The sequence below is a fragment of the Ammonifex thiophilus genome (assembly GCF_003368535.1).
Classification (GTDB): Bacteria; Bacillota; Desulfotomaculia; order Desulfotomaculales; family Ammonificaceae; genus Ammonifex; species Ammonifex thiophilus.
The window spans coordinates 1-26,928 of record NZ_QSLN01000019.1; the positions used below are offsets into that span (position 1 = coordinate 1).

28 protein-coding genes are annotated in these 26,928 nt (G+C 59.5%); 23 read left to right on the forward strand and 5 right to left on the reverse strand.

Going from position 1 to position 26,928, the window contains the following annotated elements; all coding sequences use genetic code 11:
• Positions 1 to 233 precede the first annotated feature (233 nt).
• The 11 genes from hrcA (at position 234) to DXX99_RS09300 (ending at position 11,081) form a co-directional block, all read left to right on the forward strand.
• Positions 234 to 1,265 carry a heat-inducible transcriptional repressor HrcA gene (gene hrcA / locus DXX99_RS09250; protein WP_115793206.1) on the forward strand — a complete coding sequence of 344 codons (1,032 nt, stop codon included), beginning with the start codon at positions 234 to 236 and terminating at the stop codon, positions 1,263 to 1,265.
• 11 nt (positions 1,266 to 1,276) lie between these two features.
• The gene (locus DXX99_RS09255; protein WP_115793207.1) at positions 1,277 to 2,851 is read left to right on the forward strand and encodes a TCP-1/cpn60 chaperonin family protein; all 1,575 of its coding nucleotides are present in this window, start codon (positions 1,277 to 1,279) and stop codon (positions 2,849 to 2,851) included.
• Positions 2,835 to 3,470, forward strand: a complete 636-nt coding sequence (grpE, locus tag DXX99_RS09260) for a nucleotide exchange factor GrpE (protein WP_165847804.1) — start codon at positions 2,835 to 2,837, stop codon at positions 3,468 to 3,470. Before DXX99_RS09255 ends, grpE begins: the two co-directional genes overlap by 17 nt.
• A complete protein-coding gene (dnaK, locus tag DXX99_RS09265; RefSeq protein ID WP_115793209.1) occupies positions 3,448 to 5,265 on the forward strand; it encodes a molecular chaperone DnaK in 1,818 nt (605 codons plus the stop codon). Before grpE ends, dnaK begins: the two co-directional genes overlap by 23 nt.
• Before the next feature lie 11 nt (positions 5,266 to 5,276).
• Complete coding sequence (dnaJ, locus tag DXX99_RS09270) at positions 5,277 to 6,422, forward strand: molecular chaperone DnaJ (RefSeq protein ID WP_115793210.1); 1,146 nt, start codon at positions 5,277 to 5,279, stop codon at positions 6,420 to 6,422.
• Entirely contained in the window at positions 6,419 to 7,258 is an 840-nt protein-coding gene (gene prmA / locus DXX99_RS09275) for a 50S ribosomal protein L11 methyltransferase (RefSeq protein WP_115793211.1), read from the forward strand. The genes dnaJ and prmA overlap by 4 nt, the downstream gene beginning before the upstream one ends.
• Before the next feature lie 4 nt (positions 7,259 to 7,262).
• Positions 7,263 to 8,018, forward strand: coding sequence for a 16S rRNA (uracil(1498)-N(3))-methyltransferase (locus DXX99_RS09280; protein ID WP_115793212.1), 756 nt, complete (start codon positions 7,263 to 7,265; stop codon positions 8,016 to 8,018).
• Positions 8,012 to 9,325: a tRNA (N(6)-L-threonylcarbamoyladenosine(37)-C(2))-methylthiotransferase MtaB gene (mtaB, locus tag DXX99_RS09285; RefSeq protein ID WP_115793213.1), complete on the forward strand. Its 1,314-nt coding sequence runs from the start codon at positions 8,012 to 8,014 to the stop codon at positions 9,323 to 9,325. Before DXX99_RS09280 ends, mtaB begins: the two co-directional genes overlap by 7 nt.
• Before the next feature lie 61 nt (positions 9,326 to 9,386).
• Positions 9,387 to 9,650 (forward strand): stage V sporulation protein S, encoded by a 264-nt coding sequence (locus tag DXX99_RS09290; protein ID WP_015738638.1) that lies wholly within the window; start codon positions 9,387 to 9,389, stop codon positions 9,648 to 9,650.
• Between the two features lie 7 nt (positions 9,651 to 9,657).
• Positions 9,658 to 10,323 (forward strand): hypothetical protein, encoded by a 666-nt coding sequence (locus DXX99_RS09295; RefSeq protein ID WP_338065879.1) that lies wholly within the window; start codon positions 9,658 to 9,660, stop codon positions 10,321 to 10,323.
• Complete coding sequence (locus DXX99_RS09300; RefSeq protein ID WP_115793215.1) at positions 10,320 to 11,081, forward strand: SAM hydrolase/SAM-dependent halogenase family protein; 762 nt, start codon at positions 10,320 to 10,322, stop codon at positions 11,079 to 11,081. The genes DXX99_RS09295 and DXX99_RS09300 overlap by 4 nt, the downstream gene beginning before the upstream one ends.
• Here the strand turns inward: DXX99_RS09300 and DXX99_RS09305 are convergent.
• A complete protein-coding gene (locus DXX99_RS09305) occupies positions 11,044 to 11,316 on the reverse strand; it encodes a hypothetical protein (protein WP_115793216.1) in 273 nt (90 codons plus the stop codon). The two genes, DXX99_RS09300 and DXX99_RS09305, sit on opposite strands and share 38 nt — an antisense overlap.
• A gap of 2 nt (positions 11,317 to 11,318) precedes the next feature.
• A complete protein-coding gene (locus DXX99_RS09310) occupies positions 11,319 to 12,371 on the reverse strand; it encodes a polysaccharide deacetylase family protein (protein WP_115793217.1) in 1,053 nt (350 codons plus the stop codon).
• A gap of 174 nt (positions 12,372 to 12,545) precedes the next feature.
• Between DXX99_RS09310 and DXX99_RS09315 the strand changes: the two genes are divergently transcribed.
• The 5 genes from DXX99_RS09315 (at position 12,546) to DXX99_RS09335 (ending at position 18,529) form a co-directional block, all read left to right on the forward strand.
• Complete coding sequence (locus tag DXX99_RS09315; protein WP_165847805.1) at positions 12,546 to 13,283, forward strand: DUF4198 domain-containing protein; 738 nt, start codon at positions 12,546 to 12,548, stop codon at positions 13,281 to 13,283.
• 213 nt (positions 13,284 to 13,496) lie between these two features.
• Positions 13,497 to 13,760 carry a TM1266 family iron-only hydrogenase system putative regulator gene (locus DXX99_RS09320; protein ID WP_115793219.1) on the forward strand — a complete coding sequence of 88 codons (264 nt, stop codon included), beginning with the start codon at positions 13,497 to 13,499 and terminating at the stop codon, positions 13,758 to 13,760.
• 140 nt (positions 13,761 to 13,900) lie between these two features.
• Positions 13,901 to 16,735, forward strand: a complete 2,835-nt coding sequence (gene purL / locus DXX99_RS09325; protein ID WP_115793232.1) for a phosphoribosylformylglycinamidine synthase subunit PurL — start codon at positions 13,901 to 13,903, stop codon at positions 16,733 to 16,735.
• A gap of 7 nt (positions 16,736 to 16,742) precedes the next feature.
• Positions 16,743 to 17,507, forward strand: a complete 765-nt coding sequence (gene purQ, locus DXX99_RS09330; RefSeq protein ID WP_240610892.1) for a phosphoribosylformylglycinamidine synthase I — start codon at positions 16,743 to 16,745, stop codon at positions 17,505 to 17,507.
• Between the two features lie 5 nt (positions 17,508 to 17,512).
• Positions 17,513 to 18,529 carry an NAD(P)H-dependent glycerol-3-phosphate dehydrogenase gene (locus tag DXX99_RS09335; RefSeq protein ID WP_205664689.1) on the forward strand — a complete coding sequence of 339 codons (1,017 nt, stop codon included), beginning with the start codon at positions 17,513 to 17,515 and terminating at the stop codon, positions 18,527 to 18,529.
• On the opposite strand, the gene DXX99_RS09340 is transcribed toward DXX99_RS09335, so the two are convergent.
• Positions 18,526 to 19,071: an HD domain-containing protein gene (locus DXX99_RS09340; RefSeq protein ID WP_115793222.1), complete on the reverse strand. Its 546-nt coding sequence runs from the start codon at positions 19,069 to 19,071 to the stop codon at positions 18,526 to 18,528. The genes DXX99_RS09335 and DXX99_RS09340 overlap by 4 nt on opposite strands.
• Positions 19,072 to 19,194: 123 nt before the next feature.
• On the opposite strand from DXX99_RS09340, the gene DXX99_RS09345 reads away from it, so the two are divergent.
• Genes DXX99_RS09345 through recA form a run of 4 tightly spaced genes read left to right on the forward strand, consistent with a single transcriptional unit; the run spans position 19,195 to position 23,625 of the window.
• Positions 19,195 to 19,737, forward strand: coding sequence for a hypothetical protein (locus tag DXX99_RS09345; protein ID WP_115793223.1), 543 nt, complete (start codon positions 19,195 to 19,197; stop codon positions 19,735 to 19,737).
• Positions 19,727 to 21,247 (forward strand): ATP-dependent metallopeptidase FtsH/Yme1/Tma family protein, encoded by a 1,521-nt coding sequence (locus DXX99_RS09350; RefSeq protein ID WP_115793224.1) that lies wholly within the window; start codon positions 19,727 to 19,729, stop codon positions 21,245 to 21,247. The genes DXX99_RS09345 and DXX99_RS09350 overlap by 11 nt, the downstream gene beginning before the upstream one ends.
• A gap of 30 nt (positions 21,248 to 21,277) precedes the next feature.
• On the forward strand, positions 21,278 to 22,525 hold the full coding sequence (locus tag DXX99_RS09355; protein WP_115793225.1) for a competence/damage-inducible protein A: 1,248 nt from the start codon (positions 21,278 to 21,280) through the stop codon (positions 22,523 to 22,525).
• Positions 22,526 to 22,584: 59 nt separating this feature from the next.
• The gene (gene recA, locus DXX99_RS09360; RefSeq protein ID WP_115793226.1) at positions 22,585 to 23,625 is read left to right on the forward strand and encodes a recombinase RecA; all 1,041 of its coding nucleotides are present in this window, start codon (positions 22,585 to 22,587) and stop codon (positions 23,623 to 23,625) included.
• Here recA and DXX99_RS09365 read toward each other — a convergent pair.
• Both DXX99_RS09365 and yedF read right to left on the reverse strand, forming a co-directional pair.
• The gene (locus DXX99_RS09365; RefSeq protein WP_115793227.1) at positions 23,622 to 24,005 is read right to left on the reverse strand and encodes a hypothetical protein; all 384 of its coding nucleotides are present in this window, start codon (positions 24,003 to 24,005) and stop codon (positions 23,622 to 23,624) included. The genes recA and DXX99_RS09365 overlap by 4 nt on opposite strands.
• Positions 24,006 to 24,020: 15 nt before the next feature.
• Entirely contained in the window at positions 24,021 to 24,614 is a 594-nt protein-coding gene (gene yedF / locus DXX99_RS09370) for a sulfurtransferase-like selenium metabolism protein YedF (RefSeq protein ID WP_134642992.1), read from the reverse strand.
• Between the two features lie 148 nt (positions 24,615 to 24,762).
• Between yedF and DXX99_RS09375 the strand changes: the two genes are divergently transcribed.
• The 3 genes from DXX99_RS09375 to DXX99_RS09385 are packed head-to-tail and all read left to right on the forward strand — an operon-like array spanning position 24,763 to position 26,800.
• Entirely contained in the window at positions 24,763 to 25,218 is a 456-nt protein-coding gene (locus DXX99_RS09375; protein ID WP_240610891.1) for a universal stress protein, read from the forward strand.
• A gap of 19 nt (positions 25,219 to 25,237) precedes the next feature.
• The gene (locus DXX99_RS09380; protein WP_115793230.1) at positions 25,238 to 25,465 is read left to right on the forward strand and encodes a DUF5652 family protein; all 228 of its coding nucleotides are present in this window, start codon (positions 25,238 to 25,240) and stop codon (positions 25,463 to 25,465) included.
• Between the two features lie 12 nt (positions 25,466 to 25,477).
• Positions 25,478 to 26,800 (forward strand): amino acid permease, encoded by a 1,323-nt coding sequence (locus DXX99_RS09385; protein ID WP_115793231.1) that lies wholly within the window; start codon positions 25,478 to 25,480, stop codon positions 26,798 to 26,800.
• Positions 26,801 to 26,928 lie beyond the last annotated feature (128 nt).

A 26,928-nucleotide genomic window follows, 5' to 3' on the forward strand; every position in this document is an offset into this window, starting at 1 on the left:
GAACTAAGCCGGCCTAGCCTCAGTAGTTTGATCCCTTAATGGCGCAGGTACCGGGACTATCCTGGCGGCGAGGTTTCCATGAAGAGAAGTTTTCTCCCGAACCACCTACTAACTCTTGACGCGCACTGTGAAGTTCCTCCTGGCTTGACAAGGGGCAAAAGGGGATATATTTTTAGAGACAGGAACTTTTAGCACTCAGCTAGTTTGAGTGCTAACAGCACGGGTGAACGGCTATGCTGCTGGACGAGCGCAAGGCCCGGATACTGGCGGCGGTGGTGGAGGATTTCATCAGCACAGGGGAGCCGGTGGGCTCGCGCACCATAGCCCGCAAGTACGGGCTGGGGGTGAGCCCGGCCACCATAAGGAACGAGATGGCCGACTTGGAGGAAATGGGTTACTTGGAGCAGCCTCACACTTCGGCCGGGCGCATCCCTTCGGAGCTCGGCTACCGCTACTATGTCGATCACCTCATGGAGCCCCAGGAGCCTACGGAGGAAGAGAAGGAGCTTATACGGGCTCACATCAAGCGCAAGGCTAAAGAACTGGCTACCGTCATCCAGCGGACGGGGCAGATTCTAGCCGAGCTCACCCATTGTGCCACTTTGGCCACTGTTCCCCGAGGGAGCGACGTCTTCCGGCACCTGCAACTCCTTCCCTTCGGACGAGGAAGGGCGCTGGTGCTGGTAGTGCTGAACTCGGGAGAGGTGGTGCACCAGTTTATATCGGTACCTCCAAGCGTAACCGCCTACGACCTGGAGACCATAAGTGAGGTGCTCAACGCCAAGCTCAGAGGTGTCTCGGTAGCCGACATAAAGGCCACCCTTTTGCAGGAGCTGCGGCGGGAGTTGGTCCGCTACCGGCGCTTTTTGGATACGGTGCTGGAGCTTTTACGTGAGGCCACCGAAACTAAAGGAGACCGGATCTTCCGGGGTGGCCTTCCTCAAATACTTTTCCAGCCCGAATTTCACAACGTGGAGCGCCTGCGCACTTTGCTGGGGCTGCTGGAGCAGGAGGACTACCTTTGCAACCTTCTATCCCCCCAGGGCTCTTCTTCCGAGGGGGTTTGTATTCGGATCGGCAGTGAAGTCAACCGGACGGGGAACTTCGCCTTCAGCCTGGTCTCGGTGCGCTACCGGCTACCCTACGATCTGGAAGGGGTGTTGGCCGTCCTGGGCCCCACGCGCATGCCTTACGCCCGCATAGTGGGGCTTCTGTCCTGGGTGGCCGACAACCTTAACAAGGAGCTCAAGCGAATCTTCGGCTAAGGGGAGAAAGAATGAGCTTAAAAAGCCAAGCGAGTGCCGGTTCGGAAGTGAACGAGCGCCTGGCGGCGCTCATTTCCAACGCCAATGCCGTGCGGGCCATTGCGGCGGCGGTGGAAGGCACGCTGGGGCCCAAGGGGCTTGACACCATGTTGGTGGATCGCTTCGGCGAAGTGGTCATCACCAACGACGGGGTGACCATTCTCACCACCATGGAGGCTACCCACCCGGCGGCCAAGATGGTGATAAACGTGGCTAAGGCGCAGGAGGAAGAGGTGGGGGACGGGACCACCACCACCACCGTGATGGCCGGGGCCATGGTCGGAACGGGGCTGGAGTTGGTGCTCAAAGGGGTACCGGTGGCCCGGGTCATAGAGGGGCTGAGGAAGGGATTGGCTTTTGCTTTGGAGGCGCTGGCGGCCAAAGCCTCGCCCCTTGACGGTCTGGAGGATCCGCGCCTTTACCAGGTGGCCCTCATAGCGGGCAGGGGACACGAGGACATAGCCTCCCTGGTGGTGGAAGCCGCCCGGCTGGTAGGGGAGGAAGAGTTGCGGCGGCCAGCTTTCAAGCTGGCCGATATAGTGGTGGCTGAGGAAGGCGCCGAGAACCAGGTGTTCCGGGGGGTTATCATCAGCAAGAGCCGGCTCAACCGGCAGATGCCGGAGCGGCTGGAGAAAGTGCGGGTGCTGGTGGTGGACGACGCCCTGGAGCCGGAGGAAATAGAGGAAGGGGCCTTGCGCACGGAGGCCGGTTTTGCCCGCTACCTCGCCCTCCAGGAAGAGTTCAAGCACAACCTAAAGAAGCTTGTCGATCTGGGGGTAGGGCTGATCCTGGTGGATCGCGGGGTGGCGGATATAGCGGAGGAGATCCTGACCGACGCCGGTGTTATGGTAGTGCAGCGGGTGTTGAGCCGGGAGCTCAGGCGGGCGGCCGAGCACACCGGGGCCAAGCCCATAAAGCGCACCGGGCTTAAAAAGAGCCCGGAGGAACTCGAACGCTATTTGGGCTGGGCGGAGGAGGTTTTTGAGGAGGAAAAGCTGGAGAAAATCTTTCTGCGCGGCGGGGGCAAGCCCATGGCTACCATCGTGGTAGGAGCTGCCACCGCCGAAGTGGTAGGGGAGCGGGAGCGCATCGCCAAGGATGCCGCCGCGGCGGTGCAGGCGGCCGTTAAAGGCGGGGTAGTTCCCGGCGGGGGATCGGTGGAGCTCGCGGTGGCGCGCGAGGTAGAACGGCGCAAGAGCGAGATACGCGGCATGGCCGCCTACGGGGTCGACTGCGTAGTGGAGGCGCTCAAGCGCCCTCTGGCCCAGATCGTGGCCAACGCCGGCTTTAACCCTCTGGAGAAGATAGGGGACGTGATAGCGGCGCAGGTGGCTTCCGGTAAAGACTCCTTGGGCATAGACTGCGATACTGGAGAGGTAAAGGATATGGTGGAGGCGGGGGTGCTTGACCCCGCACCGGTAAAGCGGCATGCCCTCAAGGCGGCGGGGGAGATCGCGGAGGCCATCCTGCGTATCGACACTATCATCCGAAAAAAGGAAGATAAACCGGAAAGCGGGGAAGGGAGTAAGGATGGAGGAGCGGGATAAAGAGGCCAAGCCCGGTCCCAACGGCGAGGCGCAGGAGGCAGTAGGCGAGGGTAAGGAAGCGGTGACCGAGCCGGTTCCTTCTCTGCCGGAGCTGGAAGCGGAAATCCAGCTGCTCAAAGAGGCTTTAGCCCAGGCAGAAGCCCGAGCCGAAGAATACCAGCGGCAGCTCCTGCGCCTGCGGGCCGATTTTGAAACTTTCCGCCGCCGTCTGCAGCAAGAAAGAGAAGAAATTTTAGCTAGGGCTGCGGAAAACCTGATCAAGAACCTCCTGCCAATACTTGACGACTTTGAGCGGGCTCTGGCGGCACGGGGGGACCGGCTGGAAGATTTCTTGCAAGGTGTGGAATTGATCTACCAACGCCTTTTCTCCACCCTCCAGCAGGAGGGTCTGGAACCCATAGCGGCGGAAGGGAACAAGTTTGACCCCTTCTACCACGAGGCCTTTGCTTTTGAAGAAAAGGAGGATTGTGAAGACGGTATCATCCTGGAGGAATTCCGCCGCGGCTACCTTTTCCGCGGCAAGCTCCTGCGTCCTTCTCTGGTGAAAGTAGCCAAAGCCAAAGCCGTTGAAACCGAGGCCGAGGAGGAGGAGAAGGATGGAGAAAATTCTGGGAATTGACCTGGGTACTACCAACTCGTGCATGGCAGTGATGATGGGCGGTGAGCCAGTAGTGATTCCCAACGCCGAGGGGGGCCGGGTGACTCCCTCGGTAGTGGCCTTCTCTTCCACCGGGGAGCTTCTGGTAGGAGAGCCGGCCAAGCGCCAGGCCGTAATCAACCCGGAGCGCACGGTCATTTCCATAAAGCGCCACATGGGTTCCAACTACCGGGTGAAGATAGACGACAAGGAATTCACCCCTCAGCAGATTTCTGCCTTTATATTGCAGAAGCTCAAAAGAGACGCAGAGGCTTACCTTGGAGAAAAGATCACCAAGGCGGTTATCACCGTTCCGGCCTATTTTGACGACTCCCAGCGGCAGGCCACCAAAGACGCCGGGCGCATCGCCGGGCTGGAAGTGGTGCGCATCATCAACGAGCCCACGGCGGCAGCTCTGGCCTACGGCCTGGACAAGGAAGGAACCCAAACCGTCCTGGTCTTTGACTTGGGAGGCGGTACCTTCGACGTCTCCATCCTGGAGATAGGCGAAGGGGTCTTCGAGGTGAAGGCCACCAGCGGGAACAACCGCCTGGGCGGGGACGACTTCGACCAGCGGATCATCGACTACCTCGTTGCCGAGTTCAAGAAGGAGACCGGAATCGACCTCCGGCAGGACCGGATGGCCATGCAGAGGCTTAAGGAGGCGGCGGAGAAAGCCAAGATCGAGCTTTCCACGCTGACCTCCACCACCATTAACCTTCCCTTCATCGCTGCTGACGCTTCCGGTCCCAAGCACCTGAACGTGACCCTCACCCGAGCCAAGTTCGAGGAGCTGACGCGCGATCTGGTGGAGATGACTATGGGCCCGGTAAGGCAGGCTTTGACCGATGCCGGGCTCAGGCCGGAAGATATCGACAAGATTCTTCTGGTAGGCGGTTCTACCCGAATGCCTTGCATTCAGGAGGCGGTGCGGCGCTTCTTCGGCAAGGAACCGCACAAAGGGATAAACCCGGACGAGTGCGTAGCCATAGGAGCGGCTATCCAGGGGGCCATAATCGCCGGTGAAGTTCGTGACGTGGTCCTGGTGGACGTCATACCCATAAGCCTGGGCATCGAGACCCTGGGGGGAGTGTTCACCAAAATCATCGAGCGCAACACTACCATTCCCGTGCGCAAAAGCCAGATCTTCACCACCGCAGCTGACAACCAGACCACGGTGGAAATCCATGTACTCCAGGGAGAGCGGCCCATGGCGGCCGACAACAAGAGCCTGGGGCGCTTTCTGCTGACCGGTATCCCGCCGGCACCGCGCGGGGTGCCCCAGATAGAAGTGACTTTTGACGTAGACGTCAACGGCATCCTGAACGTCACCGCGCGCGACCTGGCCACGGGTAAGGAGCAGAGCATCACCATAACTGGCTCGACCCGGCTCTCCGAAGAGGAGATCCAGCGGATGATCAAGGAGGCGGAGCAGTACGCGGAGCAGGACCGCCGGCGCAAGGAGGAGGCCGAGACTCGCAACCAAGCCGAGTCCCTGGTTTACCAGGCGGAAAAGGTGCTCAAGGACTTCCGCGATAAGGCGGACAAGGAGAAGGTGGAGCGGCTGGAGGCGGCCCTGAAAGAACTCAAGGCGGCTCTGGAGAGGCAGGACATAAACGAGATCAAGCAGAAGATGGAGGCCCTTACTGAGCCGCTGCACGCTCTCACCACCGAGGCTTACCGCCGGGCCGCTAGTTCGGCCTCCCAGACTACCTCTTCGGGCGAGCGAAGGGGAGAGCAGGGGAAGACCCTGGACGCCGACTACGAAGTGAAATAGGGTGTTAGATTATGGCTCACAAGGATTACTATGAAATCCTGGGGGTGCCACGTAACGCTACCCAGGAAGAAATAAAGAAGGCTTACCGCCGGCTGGTGCGTAAGTACCATCCCGACGCCAACCCCGACAACAAAGAAGAGGCGGCGGCCAAGTTCCGGGAGATCACCGAAGCCTACGCCGTTTTGTCCGACCCGGAGAAGAGGGCCCAGTACGACCGCTACGGCCACGTGGGGCCAGAGGGGCAGGGTATTAACTTTGATTTCCGGCAGGCCGACTTCGAGGAAATCTTTCGCGATCTGGGCTTCGGCTTCGGTGATCTCTTCGAGACCCTTTTTGGCTTCCGCCGGCCGCAAGCTGGACCGCGTCGGGGAGCAGACCTGGAGGTGGAGCTGGAGCTCAGCTTCCGGGAAGCCATCTTCGGCACGGAGAAGGAGGTTTCTGTCCCCCGCACCGAGCGTTGCCCCACCTGCCAGGGTACCGGTTGCCAGCCGGGAACGAGGGTGGAAAAGTGCCCCGCCTGCGGCGGTACCGGCCATCTGACCTTCGCCCGCTCCACCCCCTTCGGCCAGTTCATCCAGACGCGCACCTGCGATCGCTGTGGGGGTACGGGGGAGTTCATCCCCCATCCCTGCACCAACTGCCGCGGCACGGGCCAGGTGAAGAGAAGGCGGCAGGTTAAGGTGCGGATCCCGGCCGGTGTGGAGGACGGAATGCGCCTGCGCCTGCGTGGGGAAGGGGAGGCGGGAGTTCACGGCGGCCCGCCGGGAGATCTTTACATCTTGTTGCGGGTGAAATCCGATCCGGTGTTTAAACGGCAGGGGGACGACCTCTGGTGCGAAATACCCATCTCCTTCCCCCAGGCGGCACTGGGGGCGGAAGTGGAGGTCCCCACTCTGGAAGGTCCGGACCGGGAGGGAAAGGTCCGCTTGCGCATTCCTCCTGGCACCCAGCCAGGGGAGCTCCTAAAGGTCAAGGGGAAGGGGGTTCCCACTCCCTACGGCCGGGGAGACCTGTGGGTACAGGTGAGGCTGGTGGTGCCTACCAAGCTTACGGAGCGGCAGAAGGAACTTTTGCAGGAGTTTGCCCGCCTCTCCGGGGAAGAAGTGAGACCCGAGGAGAAAAGTTTTTTTAGGCGCGTGAGGGACGCCTGGCGATGACAGAAGAAAATTGGTGGGAGATAAGTATTCCGGTCAGAGAAGAGGAGGCCGAGGAAGCGGCTAACACCTTGGCCAAGGTTGCAGGGCGCGGGGTGGCGATCGTCCCCGCTTCTTCTTTTTCCACCGTGGTGGCCTATCTCCCGGCGACTACACCGGTGGAGAAGCTCTTGCGCTTCTGGGCGGAAGGAGAGAGGTGGGCGGCCGGGGAGATCGAGGTGCGCAGGCTTCGGGAAAAAGACTGGCTCACCTGGTGGCGTCGGGAGTACCACCCTTTTCGGGTGGGTGAGCGCCTGGTGATCAAGCCTACCTGGGCCGCCTATGAGCCCGGTTCGGAGGAGGTAGTGATCGAGCTCGATCCCGGCCTAGCCTTCGGCTGCGGCACCCATCCTACCACCCGCCTCTGCCTGCGGCTTCTGGAGAAGTACCTCCGTCCGGGTATGAAAGTCTACGATGTTGGCACGGGTTCGGGCATTTTGGCAATAGCCGCCGCTTTGCTTGGCGCGTCCCAGGTTTACGCCATAGACGAGGACGAGGTGGCAATAAGGGTGGCACGCGAGAACGTGACCCGCAACGGAGTGGCGGGCCGGGTTCAGATACTGTGGGGAAACCTCCTGGAGGGAAGGGAAGAAAAGGCGGATCTCATAGTGGCGAACCTCACCGCGGAGCTCATCCTGCAGCTCCTGCCCCGGGCGGCGAAGCTGCTGCTTCCCGGAGGGGTACTAATAGCGGGTGGCATACCGGTGGAGCGGAAAGGGGAAGCGCTTTCTTCTTCCCTAGTGCTGGTGGAGGAGTTGGAGGAAGAAGGCTGGGTGAGCCTGGTTTTAAGCGCGAGGTGAGAGGGTGCGCCGCGTTTTCGTCCTGCCGGAAGAGCTAGGTGAAACTAAGGTGGTCTTGCCGCCGGAAGAGAGCCACTATCTCCTTAGCGTTCTGCGCCTGCGGGCAGGGGACCGGGTGGCGGTGCATGACGGGGAAGGGCGCGCCCGCGCAGGAATAATCTTGCGGGAGAACGGGGGAAGAGTGGAAGTAGAACTAGGCGAATATCTTTCCCTACCTCCGGAGCCCCCGGTATTCGTCACCCTCTTCCAGGGCATACCCAAGGGAGAGAAGATGGATCTGGTGGTGCAGAAAGCTACGGAACTGGGTGTCTCCCGTATCGTTCCCCTGCTTACCGAGCGGGTGGTGGTCCAGTGGGACAGGGAACGGGCCCGAAAGAGGAGGGAGCGCTGGCAGCGCCTGGCCCGGGAGGCGGTACGCCAGTGCGGCCGCAGCACCGTCCCCCGGATAAAGGAGGTCACCCCGCTCTCGCAGGCTCTGGAGGAACTGGAGCCGGAAACAGTGGGAATCATGCCCTGGGAAGGGGAAAGAAGCCTCTCTTTGCGTTCTTGTCTCCATTCCTGCCGTCCTCGGCGGGTGGCCCTCTTCATCGGCCCCGAAGGGGGCTTTAGCGAGCGGGAGGTGGCTCTGGCCCAGAAGCGAGGAGTTTTTACGGTGACCTTAGGACCTCGTATCCTGCGCACGGAAACGGCGGGGCTAGCAGCTTTAGCCCTGGTGCTTTACGGTTGGGGTGATCTGGGAGGCGAAAATAAAGATTGGTAGAAAACAAGGAAGAGCGGCCACTGCGAGTGGCCTTCTACACCTTGGGCTGCAAGGTCAACCAGTGCGACACGGCCGAGATGGCTGCCCTTTTTGCCCGGCGTGGCTACCAGATAGTGGACTTCGGGGAACCGGCCGATGTTTACGTGATCAACACCTGCGTGGTGACCCACACGGCGGCCCAGAAGTCCAGGCAGGCCATAAGAAGAGCCTGGCGCCGTAATCCCCGCTCCCTGGTGGTAGTCACCGGTTGCTACGCTCAGCTAGACCCTGAGTTTATAAGCTCCCTCCCCGGCGTGCGGGTGGTGGCCGGAATAGGCGCCAAGAGGGAGTTGCCCAATCTGGTCGAGGAGGCCCGCCGTTCCGGCAAGCAGCTGGTGGCGGTAGGGGATGCCCCTTATTCCTTCGAGGACCTGCCCGCTTACTTTTTCGGGCGCACCCGAGCCTTTCTCAAAGTGCAGGAGGGGTGCCGCGACTTCTGCACTTACTGCATCGTTCCTTATATCCGGGGCCCTTGTCGCAGCCGCCCTCTGGAAGCGGTCTTAGAGATGGCCCGCCACTTCCTGCGAGAGGGATTTGTGGAGTTGGTTCTTACCGGAACCCATCTGGGGCTTTACGGGCAGGATTTGACCCCGCCGCTTAACCTGGCTCACCTGGTGGAGAGGCTGCTGGAGCTTCCCGAACTCAAGCGGCTGCGCCTAAGTTCCATCGAGCCTTTGGAGGTGACGCCGGATCTCATCGAGCTTCTGCGCCGAGATTCCCGTTTTTGCCCCCACCTACACATCCCTCTTCAAAGCGGCGATGACGAGATCTTGCGGCGTATGGGCAGGCGCTACACCACCGCGCAGTACCGGGAATTGGTGGCGAGATTGCGGGAAGCTGTGCCTGACATCGCCATCACCACCGACGTGATGGTGGGCTTTCCGGGGGAGACCGAAGAGGCCTTCGCCCGCACGGAGCAGTTGCTCAGAGAACTTGAGCTGGCGGGGATGCACGTTTTCCCCTACTCTCCTCGTCCCGGCACCCCTGCCGCCCGCTTTCCAGACCGCGTCCCCTGGCCGGAGGTGGAGAGGCGTCTTGAACGTCTGCTCCTTCTCCGGGACGAGCTGCGGCAGCGGTACGCCGGGCGCTTTCTCGGCCGGGAGGTAGAGGTGCTTCTGGAAAAGGTAGAGGGGAAACAGGGACTGGGCCTTTCGCCCCACTACCTCTCCGTGATCGTCTTCGGTCCCCACCTTTCTCCCGGCAAGCTGGTGCGGGTGCGGGTGGAAAGGGTGGCGGAGGGGACGCTTTACGGGCATCTTTATCCGTAGGCGGTTTTGTGGTAAAATGCAGCTAAAAAGACGCAAAACTAATCGCGGGAGGGAAGAAACCTTGCAGACCCTCAAGGTATCAAGCAAAACCGATCCCAAGAAGTTGGCCGTAGCTCTTTGCGAGAGTTTGAAAGAAAGCGGTGGGGAAGTGATTCTGCAGGCGGTGGGTGCCGGCGCGGTGAACCAGGCGGTCAAGGGAATTATTATCGCCCGCGGTTTGGCGGCACCTGAGGGGGCTGATCTGAAGGCGGTGCCCGGCTTTGCCGAAACGGAGCTCGACGGCAGGCAAATAACCGCCGTGCGCTTCCGCGTGCTGTGGCGTTAATAGGGCGATGCCCTTGCGCGTTGCCTGGAGTTCCACGCACCAGGAGTTTCTCCTTTCAGACGGTTACTACTTTTCCGGTCTGGCACGGGAAGCGCACAAGCGGGGCATCGTCATAGAGGAAATCGGCGATTTTGCCGCTCTTTTCGCACAGGAGGTTATCGTGTTTAACTACCCGGAGAAGCCTTTTACTCCGGAAGAGAAAGCCAGAATAGAGTGGGCGGTAAAGAACGAGGGAAAAAGAGTCGTCTTTACCGCCCATTTTCGCAACAAGGACGGGGTGGCCGCCATCTGCTCGGAGGTGACCGAACCTCTGGGCATCAAGGTACTGCCCGAAGGGGTGAGAGACGAAGTCCATTCCCTGGATGGAGATCCCTTCATCCTGGTGACGGAAGCGGTGGAAGTCTACAGGGAAAAGGTGAAGAAAGTGGTTTTTCCTTATCCGGCGCCCCTGGAGGTCGGTCCAGAAGTGAGAGTAATCTTGCGGGGGATGGATACGGCTCGTTCTGATGGGGGTGTTTTTGCCCCCATTCTGGTTGCCGAGCGCGCCTTCCCAGGGGGTGGGAGTCTGGTGGTTTGCGGTAGCTGCATCTTCTGGGATAACTATTCCCTCTTCCGCCTGGATAACCTGCCTTTCGCCCTCAGCATTTTGCAAGGAAGGGAAGTAGATGCATGACGCGGCCGGTGGCCTTCCTTTCCGATTTCGGTTTTTCGGTCTACGTTGGGGTGGTTAAAGGGGTCATCCTCTCCCTCTGCCCCGGTGCTAGAATCGTGGACCTTACCCACATGGTTACCCCTTTCGCGGTGAGGGAGGGTGCCTGGTACCTGCTTTCCAGCTACTCCTATTTTCCTGAAGGGACAATATTCCTGGCGGTGGTAGATCCGGGGGTGGGCGGTCCTCGTCAGCCCCTGGCCATAAGGACGCAGCGCTACTACTTCGTGGGTCCGGACAACGGCCTGCTCTTTCCAGCCGCGGAGGAGGACGGCATAGAGGAGGTATTCGCCCTTCACCGCCATCTGGGGGCTTCCAGAACTTTCGAGGCGCGCGATGTTTTCGCGCCGGCGGTAGCTCGCCTGGCTAGAGGGGAACTGCTCACTTCTCTAGGGCGGCCCACCACTATCGAGACCCGTCTGCGCTTTCACCGCCGAGGAAGAGAGGGGGAGGTGGTGGTTATCGATTCCTTTGGCAATATCATCACCAACCTTCACCCTCTGCCGGGAGCGAATTGCTACCGGTTGCGCAGTGCAACGGGGGTAGAGATAACCTTGCCCTACTATTCCACCTACCCAGAAGCTCCTAAAGAGGAGCTCTTTCTCACCACCGGTTCGGCTGGCACCCTAGAAATCGCCCTGCGCGAGGGAAGGGCGGCTGATCTGCTCCCCCTCTCCCCCGGGACTATTGTGGAGCTTGTGGCCACAAACCTGCTTCCTTGAGGCGTTCGACGGCAAAACTCCGGGCTTTTCTCTGCTCCTCCTCGCTTAGAGGGCGCGGCTTCATGAAGTCGGGGGCGAAGCGGGCCAGAAAAATGCCCTTCCCTTGGGTCTCCACCACCAAGTAAAGGTAATTTTCTTCCTCCACTGGAAACGCGTAGTCTCTTCCCCGTACCAGGTAAGCCGGAATGGAATCTCTTCTCTCGGCAAACCGCTTTATCGCTTCTTTTATGTCCATTTTTATCCCCTCCCGACCTTTGGCTGATGGTGGCTCTGGGAAGATTTTATCGGTTTCTGTGTCCACTTGGGAATAAAGTCTGGCGGGAATTTTCTGGGGCCGGGGGTGCCTAGAGCTGTTGCCCGGATCTCCTGTAGTAGCTTTTCCGGTGTTATCCAGGGAGCTCCAGCGTTTATGCGGAAGATATGGTGCGGGTCCTGGCCGTAGCAGTTGGCCCCGTGCAGAGTGGTGAAGAAGCAAGAGTAACCGGCCTCTTTCAAGGCGCGGTCGAGTTCCGGCGTGTAGGCGCCGTAGGGGTAGGCAAAGAAAGGAGAAGTTTTACCTATTTCCTGGCGGAAAAGCTCCTGCTCTTTCTGGCTATCTTCCAGGACCCTGGCGTGGTAAGCTTCCGCCGTTTCGCTTTTTCCCGTCCGGAGATCGTAGATGCGGGCCACCGTGGCTGGGGAGGTGGTATAGGGATCTATGGGTACCCCTTTGTGCAGGTCGTAGGTATGGCCGCCGAAAGTTACCAGTCCTGACTGGGCCATTTCCCTGACCTCTTCCCAGGTGAGGAAGTTAGGGTGATGGTTTATAAGGCTGCCGATGAGGAAGACGGTGGCCGGCACCCGGTACTTCTTTAACACGGGAAAGGCATAAAGATAAGTACCCTTATAGCCATCGTCAAAAGTGATAACCACCGCGTTGGGCGGTACTCGGGTTTTTCCCTCTAGGAAGGAAACCAACTGCTCCGCCGTTATAACGTTGTAACCTTTTTCCACCAGCGCTTTGACGTCGGCCTCAAAGGTTTCTGGGGTGATGGTTCCCCTGCCCTGGTAGGTGGGATCTATGTTATGGAACATCAGCACCACCACCTTGTCCCGGTAGTGTACCGGTACGTCGAAGCGCGGCGGCGCAGGGGAAAGGGCAAGGGAGGTAGGGGCGGTTGCCTCCTTAGCCCGGGCGATGGGTATAGGTTTCGAAACTTTGTTCTCCAGCAAGTGACCCCAGTAAACCGTTATCCCTACCCCTGTGAGAAGCAGGGTTAGTCCTAGGAGGATCTTCACGGCGGCTTTCACTTCAGAGCTTACCCCTTTCTCTCCGGAGGCTTTGGTCTTAAAAAGTTCATTCGCAGCGCCAGGGCCATTTTCCTGGGGAGAGCGGGGTATTTAAATACTTTTTACTCGGCGGTTAGGTTCCTGCAGGATGAAACGGGAAGCGGAGCCAAGATAATGGGTGAGGGAGGTGTAGCGATGCTGCGGGTGATCAAGGGACACAAGATCTGGATCGAGCTAGACAGGGCGCGCCTGGAGAAAGGGGAAGTGGCGGCGGGTAACATTTACTGGGGCCACGCCATGCAGCCTGATGGCCTTCCCGGAGGGGGAAAGATCAAAGGGGCTTTATTCACCCCGGGCGGGGAGAAGTTTTCTCTTCCCCTCTCCCCCGAGGGTAAAGGTCTGCGCTGGCGCTGGCGGCCGGAAAGAGAGGGGCTGTGGGCGGTAGTGGCAGAGAACGAGGTAGGAGTTCTGGTTCTCACCCGGGACGGCCTTTACAAGCCCGGCACGCGGGCCGACTACCCCGATGCGTGCGAGGCGGCATACTACCGCCAGTACGCCAAGGCTTACTTCCAGGTGGCCCCGTTCTGCCTTGTCTGTGGTGATCTGGAGCGCCAGAGCGACCTCTCCTTTCTAGGGCAGGAGCTAGAAATGGTGGCCGCTCCTGACTTTTACCGGCCGGGGAGGGAAATTGTTCTCACCGTTTTTTACCGCGGTCTCCCCCTGCCGTATGCTCCTGTGCTGGCCACTTTTGGCGGTTGTTCCCACCCCAGCTGGGCCTACCGCCGGGCGACCGACGGGCGGGGTAGAGTGTCTTTCCCCCTCGGGCGAGAGGGGAGATGGCTCTTTTACGTGCGTCACGTCGACCCGGAGAGGGGGGAGCCGGGACTTTACGAGCATCGGGTCCTCGATGCCACTTTTTGCCTGGACATTTGAGAGCTTCGAGGTTATAATTGAAACAGCTACAATTTAATCGCGCGTTAAAGGACAAGCTCTGCGCCTGGAGGCGGGGGAGAAAGGCCACGAAGGCCGGGGAATTTCCTTGGTTTTCGTGGCCTACTTTTTGGGGAGGTGGTAGGAGGGGAAAGCGGGATAAAAGTTGGCCGGAGCGGGGAGAATGGAAATGCTACCACGAAGGAGGGAGGCTAAATGGGCGTGTATATGATCGGGATTCTGGTGGAGAACCGCAAGGCGCAGGCCGTTAAGGTGCAGGAGGTCCTAACGGAGTACAGCGACAAGATCGTTTGCCGTCACGGATGCCCCTATCCCAACCGTGAGAGCGGGCTTATCTCTCTCCTATGTGAGGCTACGCCGGAAGAAGTGAATGCACTCGTCTCCAAGCTGCAGTCCCTCCCCGGGGTCAAGGCTAAGGCCATGGAGCTCGAGGTGCCGACGGGGCTCAAGGTCTGTTAAAGCGCGGGAAAAGCTTGGCAGTCCGAGCCGCAGGGGGTCGCTTTAAGCGGCCCCTTTGGTTTGGGCAGGAGTTCCCGCAACCCAAGTGGAAGTTAATCATCTTGGAATTTAAGAATTGCAAAAGGAGCGTCGAGGAGACTTTGGCTTTGCAAGAGGTCCGCGTAACTATCCTTCCGCACCTGAGAGATCCTTCGGGAGAAGGGGTCTTACACGAGATTCGTCAGAGTTTGGGCATAACCTCGGTGGAAAAGGTGCGCACGGTGAAGGTTTACCGCTTTGAGGGTATAGGGGAAGAGGAAGCTCGCTTCTTGGCGGAGCGCCTTCTCTGCGAACCTGTGTTCCAGCACTACACCCTTAACCGCCCGATCATAACCGATGCTTCCCGGATCGTAGAGGTAGCCTACCGTCCCGGCGTTATGAACCCGGAGGCGGCCTCGCTTATGAAGGCAGCTCGTGATCTCGGGGTGAAGGGATTGCTTGCCGCCGACTCCAGCGTGGAGTACGCCTTTTACGGAGCGCTTAGATCGGAAGAGTTGGAGCTCATAATTAAACGCCTCTTGGTGAACGAGACCATCCAGCACGTTCTCGAAACCCCTCCCCGCACTTTGCTTCTAGGGAGCGAGCCGGGGCGCACTCAGGTCATACCCATCCGGCAGATGAGTGATGAGGAGCTCCTGGCCCTCTCGGCCGACCGCCTCTTCCTCAACTTAGAGGAGATGCGCCTTATTCAACAGTACTTTCGCGAAAAGGGTCGCGACCCTACCGATGCCGAGGTGGAGCTTCTGGCCCAAACCTGGTCGGAGCACTGTGCGCACAAGACCTTCAAGGCCAAGATAATCGTCAACGGCCAAGAGAAGCTCCCCTTCCTTACCCGCCTGCGCCAGGCCACGGAGAGGGTGGGCAGGGAGGATCTGGTGCTCTCCGCCTTCGTGGACAACGCCGGCGTGATGGCCTTTTACGAGGGCTGGGCGATCTGCGGCAAGGTGGAGACGCACAACGCCCCCTCCGCCATCGAGCCCTACGGAGGAGCGGCTACGGGGTCGGGAGGGGTTTTCCGGGACGTTATGGGTACAGGGCAGGGAGCCAAAGTAATAGCTTCTACCGATATGTTCTGCTTCGCCCCTCCGGATACCCCGCCGGAGGAAGTGCCTCCGGGCTGCCTGCATCCCCAATATCTTCTGCGCCGTGTGGTTGCAGGGGTGCGCGACTACGGGAACCGGATGGGGGTGCCGACCAACAACGGTTCGGTGCACTTCCACCCCGATTTCCGGGCCAAGCCCACTGTCATCGTAGGGGCTTACGGACTCCTGCCGGCGGCGCGGGCGGCCAAGGGGAGACCGCTTCCCGGAGATGCCATCCTGGTGGTGGGAGGAAGGACGGGGCGGGACGGCATCCACGGGGCCACCTTCTCCAGCGCGGCCATGACCGACCGCACCCTGCACGTACATTCCCAGGCGGTGCAAATAGGTCACCCCATCGAAGAGAAGCGTATGGCCGACGCTCTGCTGGCGGCCAGGGATGAGGGGCTGATAAGGGCCATAACCGACTGCGGGGCTGGGGGATTCGCCTCTGCGGTAGGAGAGATGGGAGCGGAAACCGGAGCACGCCTTTATTTGGACCGGGTGCCCCTCAAGTATTCGGGCTTGGCCCCCTGGGAAATCCTGCTTTCGGAAAGCCAGGAGCGCATGGTGGTGGCGGTAGACCCGGCTAAAGTCGAGCGCTTTATAGAGCTCTGCCGCTTCTACAACGTGGAGGCCACCGTCATCGGGGAATTCACCTCGGACCGGCGTTTCCAGGTCTTTTACGGCGAGGAGCGGGTGGTGGATATCGAAATGGACTTCCTGCACCGGGGGCTTCCCCAGAGGGTCCTTTCCTGCCAGTGGACTCCCCCGGAGCGGAAGGAGGAGTCTCCTCCGCCGGTTGAACTAGGAGAAGATTTGCTTTGTCGCATCCTGGGGCACCTGAACGTTTGCTCCAAGGAGCCTATAGTGCGCATGTACGATCACGGCGTGCAGGGCACCAACGCCCTCCCTCCCTACGGAGGGATAAGGGGAGATGCGCCGAACGACGCAGTTTTGCTAACCCCCCTCCTGGGCAAACCCTACGCCGTGGTTATTTCCCACGGCCTTAACCCCGTCCTCAACCGCCTGGATCCCTACTGGGGGGCTCTGTGGGCGGCCACGGAGGCGGTGGCCAACGCCGTGGCGGTGGGAGCAGATCCCCGGGAGCTCTGCCTCATCGACAACTTTATATGGCCCGTGCCCGAAGGGGAGTTTCTGGCCTGGCTTGATCGGGCGGTGGATGCTTGCGTGGACTTCAGCCTCAAGATGGGGCTCCCCTTCATTTCCGGCAAGGACAGTCTTTCCAGCACCTACCGCAGCGGTGAGTTGGTGATCCATATCCCGCCGGTGGTGTGCATTTCCGCTTTTGGCCGCTTGCCCGATGTCGGCCGCACCGTGTCGAGCGACTTCAAGGGAGAAGGTAATCTCCTGGTTTTGGTGGGCGCGAGGCGGGAGGAGGAGATGGGGGGTTCGGTGTACTATGAACTTCGGGGTATCGAATCGGCGAATCTGCCGCGGGTTGACCTGGAGCTCTTGCCCTCGGTTATGAACAAAGTGCACCGGGCCATAGCCGGAGGGGTGGTCCTCTCCGCCCACGACATAAGTGAAGGGGGACTTTTCACCGCCGTGGCGGAGATGGCCTTCGGCGGTGGCCTGGGGGCAGAGATCGTTGTTCCTGAGGGATCGAGACCCGACTTCTTCCTCTTCAACGAAACGGCGGGCTGCTTCGTTCTGGAACTCAAACCCGGCGCTTCCCCGGAAGAGCTTTTCGCCGGGGTTCCTTTTCTGGTCCTGGGAAGGACACTCGGCCGGCCGGTTATCAAGGCGCGCTGGGGAGATAAATTACTCTTTTCGGTGAACTTGGATGTTCTTCGGGCAGCCTATCAAGCACCGCTTAAGGAGGTTTTCGGCTAAATTGCGGGTGCCGGTACTTATCTTGCGTACGGACGGGACCAACTGTGATGTGGAGACGGCCTACGCTTTCGAACTTGCGGGGGCTGAGCCTCATCTTGTGCACGTGAACCAACTCAGGCGGCGGGAGGTGCGACTTACCGACTACCGCCTGCTGGTCATACCGGGAGGTTTTACTTACGGGGACGATATAGCGGCAGGCAAGATCCTAGCCGTGGAGCTCACCTCCTTCCTGAGGGAGGAGATAGGGGAATTTCTGGCCAAGGGCGGGCTGGTCTTGGGTATATGTAACGGCTTTCAGGTGCTGGTACGAACCGGCCTTCTTCCCTTCGGCAGGCTGGGCGAGGTGCAAGCGGTGCTCATGCCCAACGCCAAGGGAAGGTTTGAGTGCCGTTGGGTGCGGCTCCGGGTAGAGAAAAGCCCTTCCCTTTTCACCCGAGGAATGGAGGGACAGGTGGTGGAGTGGCAGGCGGCGCATGGGGAGGGGTGCTTTTACACGAACGCCGAGCAGCTTAAGACCATAGAGGAGCAGGGCTTGGTGGCCTTCCGCTACGTGGATGCGGAAGGCAGGCCCACCCAGGAGTACCCCGATAACCCCAACGGTTCACTGAACGCCATCGCCGGGCTGAGCGACCCCACAGGAAGAATTCTGGGAGTTATGCCCCACCCGGAGCGTTTCGTCCTTCCCACCCAGCACCCCAACTGGCGCCGGAAAAAGATCCCACCCGCCGGGTTTTTTATCTTCCAGAACGCCGTGCGGGCGGCGGGGGGTTGATCCCTTTGCGCGCAGCAGTGCTCGGAGGGGGAAGCTGGGGTACGGCCTTAGCCTACCTCCTGGCCCGCAAGGGCTGCAAGGTGAAGCTCTGGGTTAGGCGCAAAGAGGTGGCGTCGGAGCTTAACACCCGCCGGGAGAACCTCCGCTACCTCCCTGGGGTTTTCTTGCCGGAAGGAGTAACGGCTACTGCCTCCCTGGAGGAGGCGCTGAAGGGAGCGGAGGCGGTGATCTTCGCCGTTCCCTCCCATGCCTTCCGGGAGGTGGTGCGCGAAACCTTGCCCTTCCTCCCCCCAGGGGCTTACGTGATAAACGGGGCCAAGGGGCTGGAGCTGGAAACACGTCTACGTCTCTCCCAGGTATTTGCCACCGAGGCCGGGGAGGGGGCGCTCGACCGGTACGTGGTACTCTCCGGCCCCAGTCATGCGGAAGAGGTGGCGCGGGAGCAGCCCACCGCCGTGGTAGTGGCCTCGCGCCGCTGGGAGGCGGCGGAGTGGGCGCAAGAGTTCCTCATGTGTCCCTTCTTCCGGGTTTACACCAACCCTGACTTGGTGGGGGTGGAGCTGGGCGGAGCACTCAAGAACATTATTGCCCTGGGTACGGGCATTTGTGAGGGCATAGGCTTCGGGGACAACGCCAAGGCGGCCTTGATGACCCGGGGCCTGACGGAGATAGCCCGGCTGGGGGTGCGGCTGGGAGCCAACCCGCTGACCTTCACTGGGCTGGCGGGTGTGGGGGATTTGATTGTGACCTGTACCAGCCGTCACAGCCGCAACCGGCGGGCGGGCTGGGAGATAGGGAAGGGGAAGAGCCTGGAGGAAGCTCTGGCCGCGGTGGGGATGGTGGTCGAAGGGGTCAGGACCACCAGAGTGGCTTATGCCCTGGCCCAGGAACTAAGAGTCAAGATGCCCATTACGGTGGAGACCTACAAGGTTCTCTTCGAAGGTCTTTCCCCTTTGGTGGCCGCCCAGAATCTTATGGGTCGGGCTCGCACCCGAGAGATAGAGGAGGTTGGTTACTGTTAGGGATCAAAAAGGCGGTGCCACTGGCGAAAGATCTCCACTTTGTCTTCCCCTATTTTACGCAGCTCTTCCTCGATCTCCTTTATTTCTTTTTCCTTAGTCAAATGCCTAGGGCCTTTAGAAAAGAACTTATCGGCGTAGGCGATGATTTTCTCCTCCAAGGTTACCGGCACCATGTCCCGCGGGGGGAGGGGGAGGTTGCGCTTTAGTATTTCCTCGCGGGTTATCCCTACCCCTACATGTCTTTCGCAGACCAAAGCGTGGCGCGGGTAGCCCTCTTTCTCCAGCAACTCCCTGCCCAGATAGCCGTGGCACAGGTAGGGCTTGTCGCCGTAGCAGCCTATGGAAGGAGCGTGGGTGAGAAAGATGCCGATGTCGTGCAGCAAGGCGGCCTCGTAGATGAAACGCCGGTCAGGTTTCAATTCCGCCACTTTTTCGGCCACCCTTAAAGCTTTGCGGGCCACCATGATTCCGTGTACCAAGAGCAGTCGGTAAAGGGGCGTTCCTGGGGGATAGTACTTCTGCAGTAACCGGTAAGGGTTCAAGGCTTTCTTCCCTCCTGTTAACTCGTCCCTTTTCTAATTAGGCATATTTTGCTCTCTCCCCTGCCAACGCGCCAGCGTGCTATAATATACCGGCGCGGGTTTGCAAAAGGGGGATTCTCGTTCATGCAGTGGCACAATTTGCGCTGGAAAGTGTTGCTTTCGACTTTTCTGTGCGCTTTGGCGCTTTTGTGGGGAGGGCAGTGGTTTTACGACCATTACGGTTTCCAACGCTCACTGGCGGAAGCCCTGGCGAAGGAGCCGCTGGTGGCGAGCTACGAGGTGAAGAGTGAGGCCGATCGGTGGCTGGTCGAAGTGCACCTGCGGGCGGCTCCAGCCGATCTACCCACCTTCTACCATCGCCTGGAGCGCAAGGTGGGAGAGACTATGGGCAGGCGCCCCTTTGTTCTCCGGCTAACCGATCAGCGGGATAAAACGTTAGAGGAAGTTTACTACCGCAGTCAGTTCCCCATATACCAGGCTCTGGCGCAGGGGTGTTATACCGAGATGGCCCGGGAAGTGGAGCGCTACGCGGCAGAATCTGGAGTTCAGGCCCGCATCTATCTAGACGACCGCAACCTCTACCTGACCCTTTCTCACCAAGATCACTTCCTGGTGGCGGTCATTCCCAGGGCCGCGGCAAAGGAAGGTGGTCAGCGTGTACTATAAGGAGATAGGTTTGGGCTTGGGGGCGGCGCTTGTTATTTTTCTGGCAGCCAAGGGTTACGACGTGATCCCCCTCATCTTCCTGGGGGCAGCGGCAGGGCTCCTTTACCACTTCCTCCACAGCAAGGGGATGGTCAAGAGCTTAGTAATTAAAAGTAACGAGGAAGAAAATAATATCACCTTTGCCGATATCGGGGGACAGCGAGCGGCGGTGGAAGAACTTAAAGAAGCGCTCGACTTCATCAAGCACTACCCTCAAGCCCGGCGTCTGGGGGTGCGTCCACTCAAAGGGATTTTGCTCACGGGCCCACCGGGCACGGGAAAGACACTTCTGGCCAAGGCTGCGGCCGGATACACCGACGCGGTCTTCATCGCGGCCAGCGGCTCGGAGTTCGTGGAGATGTACGCCGGTGTAGGAGCTCAGCGGATAAGGAACCTCTTCCGGCTGGCCCGCGAAAAGGCCCAGCAGAGCGGGAAGAACCGAGCCATCATCTTCATTGACGAGATAGACGTCCTCGGCGGGAAGCGGGGCAAGGTTAACAGCCACCTGGAATACGACCAAACGCTTAACCAGTTACTAGTAGAAATGGACGGTATAAAGGGAGACGAGAGGGTAAATATCTTGGTGATAGCGGCTACCAACCGGGCCGATCTACTCGATCCGGCTCTGCTTCGTCCCGGGCGCTTCGATCGTCAAGTGCGGGTGGATCTTCCCGATAAAGAAGGAAGGCTGGAAATTTTACGCCTACACACGCGCAACAAGCCTCTGGCCCCCGACGTCGACCTGGAGGCGGTGGCCAAAGAGACCCTGGGCTTTTCCGGGGCGCACTTGGAGAGCCTGGCCAACGAAGCGGCTATTTTAGCCTTGCGCGAGGGGGCCAGCGCCATAGGGCAGCGGCACTTCATGGAGGCCATCGAGCGGGTCATGCTGGGAGCCAAGCTCGAGCGCCGTCCCAGCAAGGAGGAGCTTTGGCGAGTGGCGGTGCACGAAACGGGTCACGCTTTAGTAAGCGAGTGGGTTCGCCCCGGTTCGGTGACCACCCTGACGGTGACACCCCGGGGTGGGGCGCTCGGCTACTTTCGCCAACAGCACGAGGAGGACAGCTACTTGTATACTCAGGGACAGCTGGAGGATCGGCTGGCCGTGCTGCTGGCAGGGGCGGTGGCGGAGGAGGTAGTTTTGGGCAGCAGGAGCACCGGTGCGGCCAACGATTTCGAGCAGGCCACGCGGGTGGCCGAGACCATGATCCGCGCCGGTATGAGCCGGCTGGGCGTGGCTGGGAGCGCCGAACTGCCGGAGGAGACGCGCCACGAACTTTTGCGCGAGATCCTCTCCCGCCAGGAAGAAAGGGTGCAGCAGTACCTTCGCGACCAGCGGGAAAAGCTTATCCGCATAGCGCAGGAACTTTTGGCGGCTGAGCGTCTGACGGGGGAGCGTTTCCGGGAGCTGCTTCACGGGCAGGAATCGGCTGCCTCTCAGCAGGAAAAATGGGCGGCCGGAGCAAATAAGTGAAAAAAAGTGCAAGTGAAAAAGGTGGGTTAGATGAAGGCAGAGATCATATTCACCGGTACAGAATTGCTTCTGGGGCAGATAGTTAACACCCATGCCCAATATCTAGGAGAAAGGCTTTCGGCTTTGGGAATAGAAACCACCCGCCAGGTTACCGTCGGCGATGACTGGGAAGGAATAACCAAAGCCTTGCGCGAGGCCCTGGGGCGTGCCGATCTGGTCATCATCACCGGGGGGCTTGGGCCGACCGAAGACGATTTGACCATGGCGGCGGTGGCGGAAGTGCTGGGGCGCCCTCTCGTTCTTTACGAGCAGGCTCTGCGCCGCATCGATGAGTACTTTGCCGCCCAGGGGAGGACCACTCCACCTAATGTGGTAAAGGAGGCCTACCTTCCCGAAGGCGCTGAACTCTTGCCTAACGAAACCGGAACCGCCCCCGGCTGCCTGCTGGAGGATAAGGGGAAAATTCTGGTGATTCTTCCCGGTCCGCCCAGAGAGCTCCAGCCCATGTACGAGAAGTATGTGGAACCCCACCTCCGCAGGAAACTAGGGACCGAGGCCGGCGTTTTTTACTACCGAGTCTTGAAGCTTACCGGCATTTCAGAGTGCGCTACGCAGGAAAAGCTGAAAGATCTGGCCGCGAGCTTGGTAAACCCCCGCATCGGCTATATTGTAAAGCCGGGCGAGGTTCACATCCGCGTCTCAGCTACCGCTTCCACCCAGGAAGAGGCCCGGCATAAGGTGGAGGAACTGCTAAAGAGGGTAGAAGAAAGAGTAAAGGATTATGTTTTCGCCTATGACGAGGAGCAGATCGAGGAAGTGGTGGGCCGGCTTTTGCGCGACCGGGGCTTCACCATAGGAGTGGCAGAGTCGTGCACCGGCGGCCTTCTGGGAGGCCGGCTGACCGACGTGCCCGGGAGCTCAGACTACTTCCTGGGAGGGGTTATAGCCTACGCCAACGAGGTTAAGGAGCAGGTCCTGGGCGTTCCTTTGGAGGTTTTGCGGACGGTAGGAGCGGTAAGTTCCCAGACCGCTCAGGCCATGGCCGAAGGAGTAAAGCGCCTGCTAGGGACCACTTTGGGAGTGGGGATCACGGGCATAGCCGGCCCCGGAGGTGCTACGCCGCAGAAACCGGTGGGCTTGGTCTACATAGCGCTGGCCACTCCAGAAGGTACTGAGGTCAAGCGCTTTGAGTTTCCCGGTCACCGGGCGGCCGTGCGCCAGGGGGCGGTCAACGGGGCTTTAATGTTGGTACGCCGCTATCTGGAAAAGGGAATTTAGTACCGGCAATTTTTCTGGTAAAATGACGGTAACCGAAAGATGAGGGGGTTGGATTTCTTTTGAGCGACCGCCAAAAGATGCTTGAAACCACCTTAGCTCAGATAGAGCGCCAGTTTGGTAAAGGCGCCATAATGCGCCTGGGTGAGGCAGCAAGCCGCTTCCAGGTGGAAGTGATTCCTTCCGGCTCCATAGCTTTGGATGTTGCCCTGGGCATAGGGGGCTTTCCCCGGGGAAGAGTGGTGGAGATCTTTGGTCCCGAATCTTCGGGGAAAACCACCGTGGCCCTGCACGCGGTGGCCGAGGCCCAAAAAATGGGGGGTATAGCGGCGTTCATCGACGCCGAGCACGCCCTCGATCCCGTCTACGCCCAGAGGGTGGGTGTTGACGTGGACAACTTGCTGGTGTCCCAGCCGGACACGGGGGAGCAGGCCCTGGAAATAGCGGAAGCCCTGGTCAGGAGCGGCGCGGTGGACATCATCGTAGTGGACAGCGTAGCAGCCCTCGTCCCCCGGGCGGAGCTGGAAGGGGAGATGGGGGATGCCCACGTGGGATTGCAAGCGAGGCTCATGTCCCAAGCCCTGCGCAAGCTCACCGGGGTTATCGCCAAGTCCCGCACCACAGCCATATTCATAAACCAAATTAGGGAGAAGGTGGGGGCCTACGGCAACCCTGAAACCACCCCTGGCGGGCGGGCGCTGAAATTTTACGCTTCTGTCCGGCTAGAGGTACGAAAGGTGGATGACATCAAGCGGGGCACGGAAAAGATCGGGACGCGGGTGCGGGCGAGGGTGGTCAAGAACAAGCTGGCCCCGCCCTTTAAACAGGCGGAGTTCGACATCCTCTTTGGGGAGGGAATTTCCCGGGAGGGGAGCTTGCTGGATGCGGCCCTGGCTACCAAGCTGATAACCAAAACCGGCTCCTGGTACTCCTACGGCGACCTTCGGCTGGGGCAGGGCCGGGAAAATGTGCGTGAGTATCTCAAGGAGCACCCGGAACTCTTCCAAGAAATTGAGGGCAAGATAAGGCAGCTACTCCAGGGCGGGCAAGCGACACCCCTGGTTCTTTCCACCTCCGAGAGTCCGGAAGGAGAGGAAGGCTAAAGCTTTTCCCAGCTCACTATATCCTTATCCAGCAGGTGCAGGGAGAGAAGATCTCCCTCTTTTATTTTTCCCTCCACAAAGTGGGCGAAAATCTCGCGGTGGTAAAAGCGATCTTCCTCGCCGTTTTCCCGCCGCACTACGATGATCCCCGGCGCTCTCCCCCACAAGAAGACCACCTTCTCTTTTACGATCGGGGTGGAACCGAGCTTCAAGGCCAAGAGCACCCCCGGAAGAACGATAAGAGCCGCCAAAAAGGCGGCTATACACCAGCCACGGGGCCAGTGAGGGTGAGTGACGGCCAGGAAGGCGATGAGCAGCGCTATTGCTATAGGCCAAGCTAAGGTGGAAAAGTAGCTTATCCGGCGAAAGTAATCCCGCACTTTTCCGAGCCCCCTTTATCCCCAGGTAAGGACCCCTCCGGCCAAGAGGAGGTTGGTGACTTCGTAAGCGTTAGTGGGACGACCCACCCGCAGGGAGGGCAGCAGGTTAAAGTGGTTGAGACAGGTGCCGCAGGCGAGGATCTTTACTCCCTTGGCTTCCAGATCGGCCAGCGCCTCCAGCACCTCCGACCCTTCGCAGGCGAGCTTTACCCCCGCGTTCATAAGTATTATATACTGCGGCTGCTGCTCCTGGACGGCAAGGGTATCAAGCAAGATTTTCACCAGCTTACGGCCCAGCACGGGGTCATCTTTACCCAGGGTATCGGAGAGCACGAGCAGGGTTTTTACGGAAGCAGGAGCGGTTTCGCCCGCCTCCTCTGCTTTTTCTTCTAATGGAACCCCTTCCTTGCGGCCCACTAGGCGGAAGTATCCTTCCTTTTCTTCTACGGTTATGCTGAAACCACTTCTTTCGGCGAAGCGCCGCACGTTTTCCACCGAAGCTTGGCTGTCTACCAGTACGACAAAGGAGCTAGCGCCGGCATCCACTACCTCCTTAACCATCAACACTGGTTGAGGGCATGGCTTTCCTCGCGCATCAATCTCTCGCACATTTGTTCACCTCTAGTTATCTTGGCTATTACGAAAGCTTAAGCCAGCAACCTCGTTTTGTCAAGGAGAAAAGAGGATTTCCCTTCCCGGGCAGAGTATTAAGGAGAAAAGACACCTAGAAATGGGAAAGGAGCGTTCCGGGCGCGCAATGTACAATAAAATCCTAGTGGCGGTGGACGGGTCGGAAAACGCCTTACGCGCGGTAAGAGAAGCGGTGCGGCTGGCCAAGGGCAACCCGGAAGCGGAAATAACCTTGATCACTATAGTGCCCCCTCTTGATTCGGCCTTTGCCTACGGCACCTGGTTTACCCCTCAGGAAGTGCAGGACCGGGAGAAGAAAGTCATCGATGCCTTACTGGCTCGGGCGGAAGAAATAATAAGGGAGGCGGAGGAAGTAGCCAGAGAAGACGGTGCGGAGAAAATAAAAAGCGTTGTTCAGGTGGGGGATCCAGCTCAGGCCATCGTAACCTACGCCGAAAAGGAGAAATTTGACGTCATAGTGATGGGGAAAAGAGGAAGGGGGATAATCCGCGAACTGCTCCTGGGGAGCGTGAGCAACAAGGTTGTTCACTTGGCTCCCTGTCCTGTACTGCTGGTGCACTAACAGCTTCGGAGGGGACAGAATGAAAAGTTTGACTATACAGGTACCTTATCTGAAGCCCTGGGTCTTGGCGCTGATCCTGGCCTGGTCTCTCTTTTGGAAGGGCTGGGCTCTTTGGCGCTCGGCGCGCAACGATCAGCGGGGCTGGTTTATAATACTTCTTCTGGTGCATACTTTAGGATTGCTGGATATAGTTTATCTGCTGATCTGGGGAAGACGGCGCCCGGTCTGGAGCAGGAGATGGTGGTAAGATCTTTGGTGTATGCGGAAGGTTCGCCGAAGAGGAGCGGCTGAAAAGAAGCTGTCCCTGGCCGACTTGGTGGCTCTGGCCTGGGGAGGGATGATCGGAACCGGGATTTTCCTGGCCTCAGGAATTCCCATACACTTGGCCGGTCCAGCAGCGGTGCTGGTCTATCTTTACGGGGGTCTGTTGGTTACCTTGGTGGCCAGCATGCTGGCCGAGATGACCGCTTATCATCCCCACGATGGCGGCTACAGCTTTTACGTCCAGGAATACCTCGGTCCCTTCTGGGGTTTTCTGGTGGGCTGGAACTACTGGGTATCCGGCGTATTCACCCTACTCACCGAAGTGATAGCGGCGGCCCTGCTCACCCGCTGGTGGCTTCCCTCGGTTCCCCTCTGGCTCCTGGTCCTGGCCTACTCCTTGCTGGTGGTGGGCATCAACCTCTTAGGGCTTAAAAGCCTAAGCCTTTTCGAAGACTGGATGGCCTTCGTCAAGGCAGCGGCCCTGGCCCTCTTTGCTTTATGGGGTTTCATTACACTCTTGCGCGGCTTTTCTGGTGAAGTCGTTCTGGAGTGGCGAACCGTTTTCCCCCAGGGATGGCGAGGGGTGCTGGCCTCTTTCCCGGTGGCGCTCTTCAGCTACGCGGCCCTCTCGGTGGTTAGCTTAGCTGCTCCTCAGGCCGAAAACCCGGTCAGGGATGTCCCCCGGGCTGTTCTGCTGGCGGGTATGGGTTGCACTTTGCTTTACAGCGCCTGCCTTCTGGTGATGGTCTGTCTCTTGCCTTACCAGGAAACTCCCTTGAACTCCAGTCCTCTGGCAGCGGTGTTGGTGAAGGCAGGTTTCTCGTGGGCGGGGAACGCGCTAAACGCTCTAATCCTGGTGGCCGTCTTGTCGGTTATGCTTACCTCCCTCTACGGGGTGAGCAACATGCTGGCCTCCCTGGCAGAGCGCGGAGAAGCGCCCGCTTTTTTGGCTGCCGTGGATTCCCGCGGCATTCCTTACCGCGCTGTTTGGCTCACCGTCGCCTTTCTGGCTCTGGGAATCTTCCTTTCCTACCTTTTACCCCGGCAGGTGTTTGGCCTGGTAGTTTCCAGCGCCAGCTTCCTTTCCTTTCTTAACTGGGTTCCCACCGTCATAGCCTACCTCGCCTTTAGGCGCCAGGTTCCCCTGGCCCGTCTTCCTTTTAGGGTGCCTGGATTTCCCTACCCTGCTGTTCTCGCTCTTCTTTCTCTGCTGGCGGTGATCGTGGCCGTGCCCCTGGTTCCCTCGCAACTGCCCGCTTTTTGCTTGGGCTTGGGTATTGCCCTTCTCCTGAGCCTCGGTTACTTTCTTTTTCATTAAACGAGGGCGTACAATTTCAGTAGGTGACGGAGGAGACTCATGAAGGAGGAGACCTCGCCCCTCGCGGACAATTTTCATGGACTGAAAGGAGGAGCGAGGTCTCATGCACAATCAACCTATTTCAGACA

What these genes read in the sequence shown, in the direction of transcription:
- grpE (WP_165847804.1), top strand. Translation starts at nt 2,835, where the DNA reads ATGGAGGAGCGGGATAAAGAGGCCAAGCCCGGTCCCAACGGCGAGGCG.
- DXX99_RS09345 (WP_115793223.1), top strand. Translation starts at nt 19,195, where the DNA reads ATGCAGTGGCACAATTTGCGCTGGAAAGTGTTGCTTTCGACTTTTCTG.
- hrcA (WP_115793206.1), top strand. Translation starts at nt 234, where the DNA reads ATGCTGCTGGACGAGCGCAAGGCCCGGATACTGGCGGCGGTGGTGGAG.
- DXX99_RS09380 (WP_115793230.1), top strand. Translation starts at nt 25,238, where the DNA reads ATGAAAAGTTTGACTATACAGGTACCTTATCTGAAGCCCTGGGTCTTG.
- DXX99_RS09385 (WP_115793231.1), top strand. Translation starts at nt 25,478, where the DNA reads ATGCGGAAGGTTCGCCGAAGAGGAGCGGCTGAAAAGAAGCTGTCCCTG.
- DXX99_RS09295 (WP_338065879.1), top strand. Translation starts at nt 9,658, where the DNA reads ATGCCCTTGCGCGTTGCCTGGAGTTCCACGCACCAGGAGTTTCTCCTT.
- DXX99_RS09375 (WP_240610891.1), top strand. Translation starts at nt 24,763, where the DNA reads ATGTACAATAAAATCCTAGTGGCGGTGGACGGGTCGGAAAACGCCTTA.
- DXX99_RS09300 (WP_115793215.1), top strand. Translation starts at nt 10,320, where the DNA reads ATGACGCGGCCGGTGGCCTTCCTTTCCGATTTCGGTTTTTCGGTCTAC.
- DXX99_RS09305 (WP_115793216.1), bottom strand. Translation starts at nt 11,316, where the DNA reads ATGGACATAAAAGAAGCGATAAAGCGGTTTGCCGAGAGAAGAGATTCC.
- DXX99_RS09355 (WP_115793225.1), top strand. Translation starts at nt 21,278, where the DNA reads ATGAAGGCAGAGATCATATTCACCGGTACAGAATTGCTTCTGGGGCAG.
- dnaJ (WP_115793210.1), top strand. Translation starts at nt 5,277, where the DNA reads ATGGCTCACAAGGATTACTATGAAATCCTGGGGGTGCCACGTAACGCT.
- dnaK (WP_115793209.1), top strand. Translation starts at nt 3,448, where the DNA reads ATGGAGAAAATTCTGGGAATTGACCTGGGTACTACCAACTCGTGCATG.
- DXX99_RS09255 (WP_115793207.1), top strand. Translation starts at nt 1,277, where the DNA reads ATGAGCTTAAAAAGCCAAGCGAGTGCCGGTTCGGAAGTGAACGAGCGC.
- prmA (WP_115793211.1), top strand. Translation starts at nt 6,419, where the DNA reads ATGACAGAAGAAAATTGGTGGGAGATAAGTATTCCGGTCAGAGAAGAG.
- DXX99_RS09320 (WP_115793219.1), top strand. Translation starts at nt 13,497, where the DNA reads ATGGGCGTGTATATGATCGGGATTCTGGTGGAGAACCGCAAGGCGCAG.
- DXX99_RS09315 (WP_165847805.1), top strand. Translation starts at nt 12,546, where the DNA reads ATGCTGCGGGTGATCAAGGGACACAAGATCTGGATCGAGCTAGACAGG.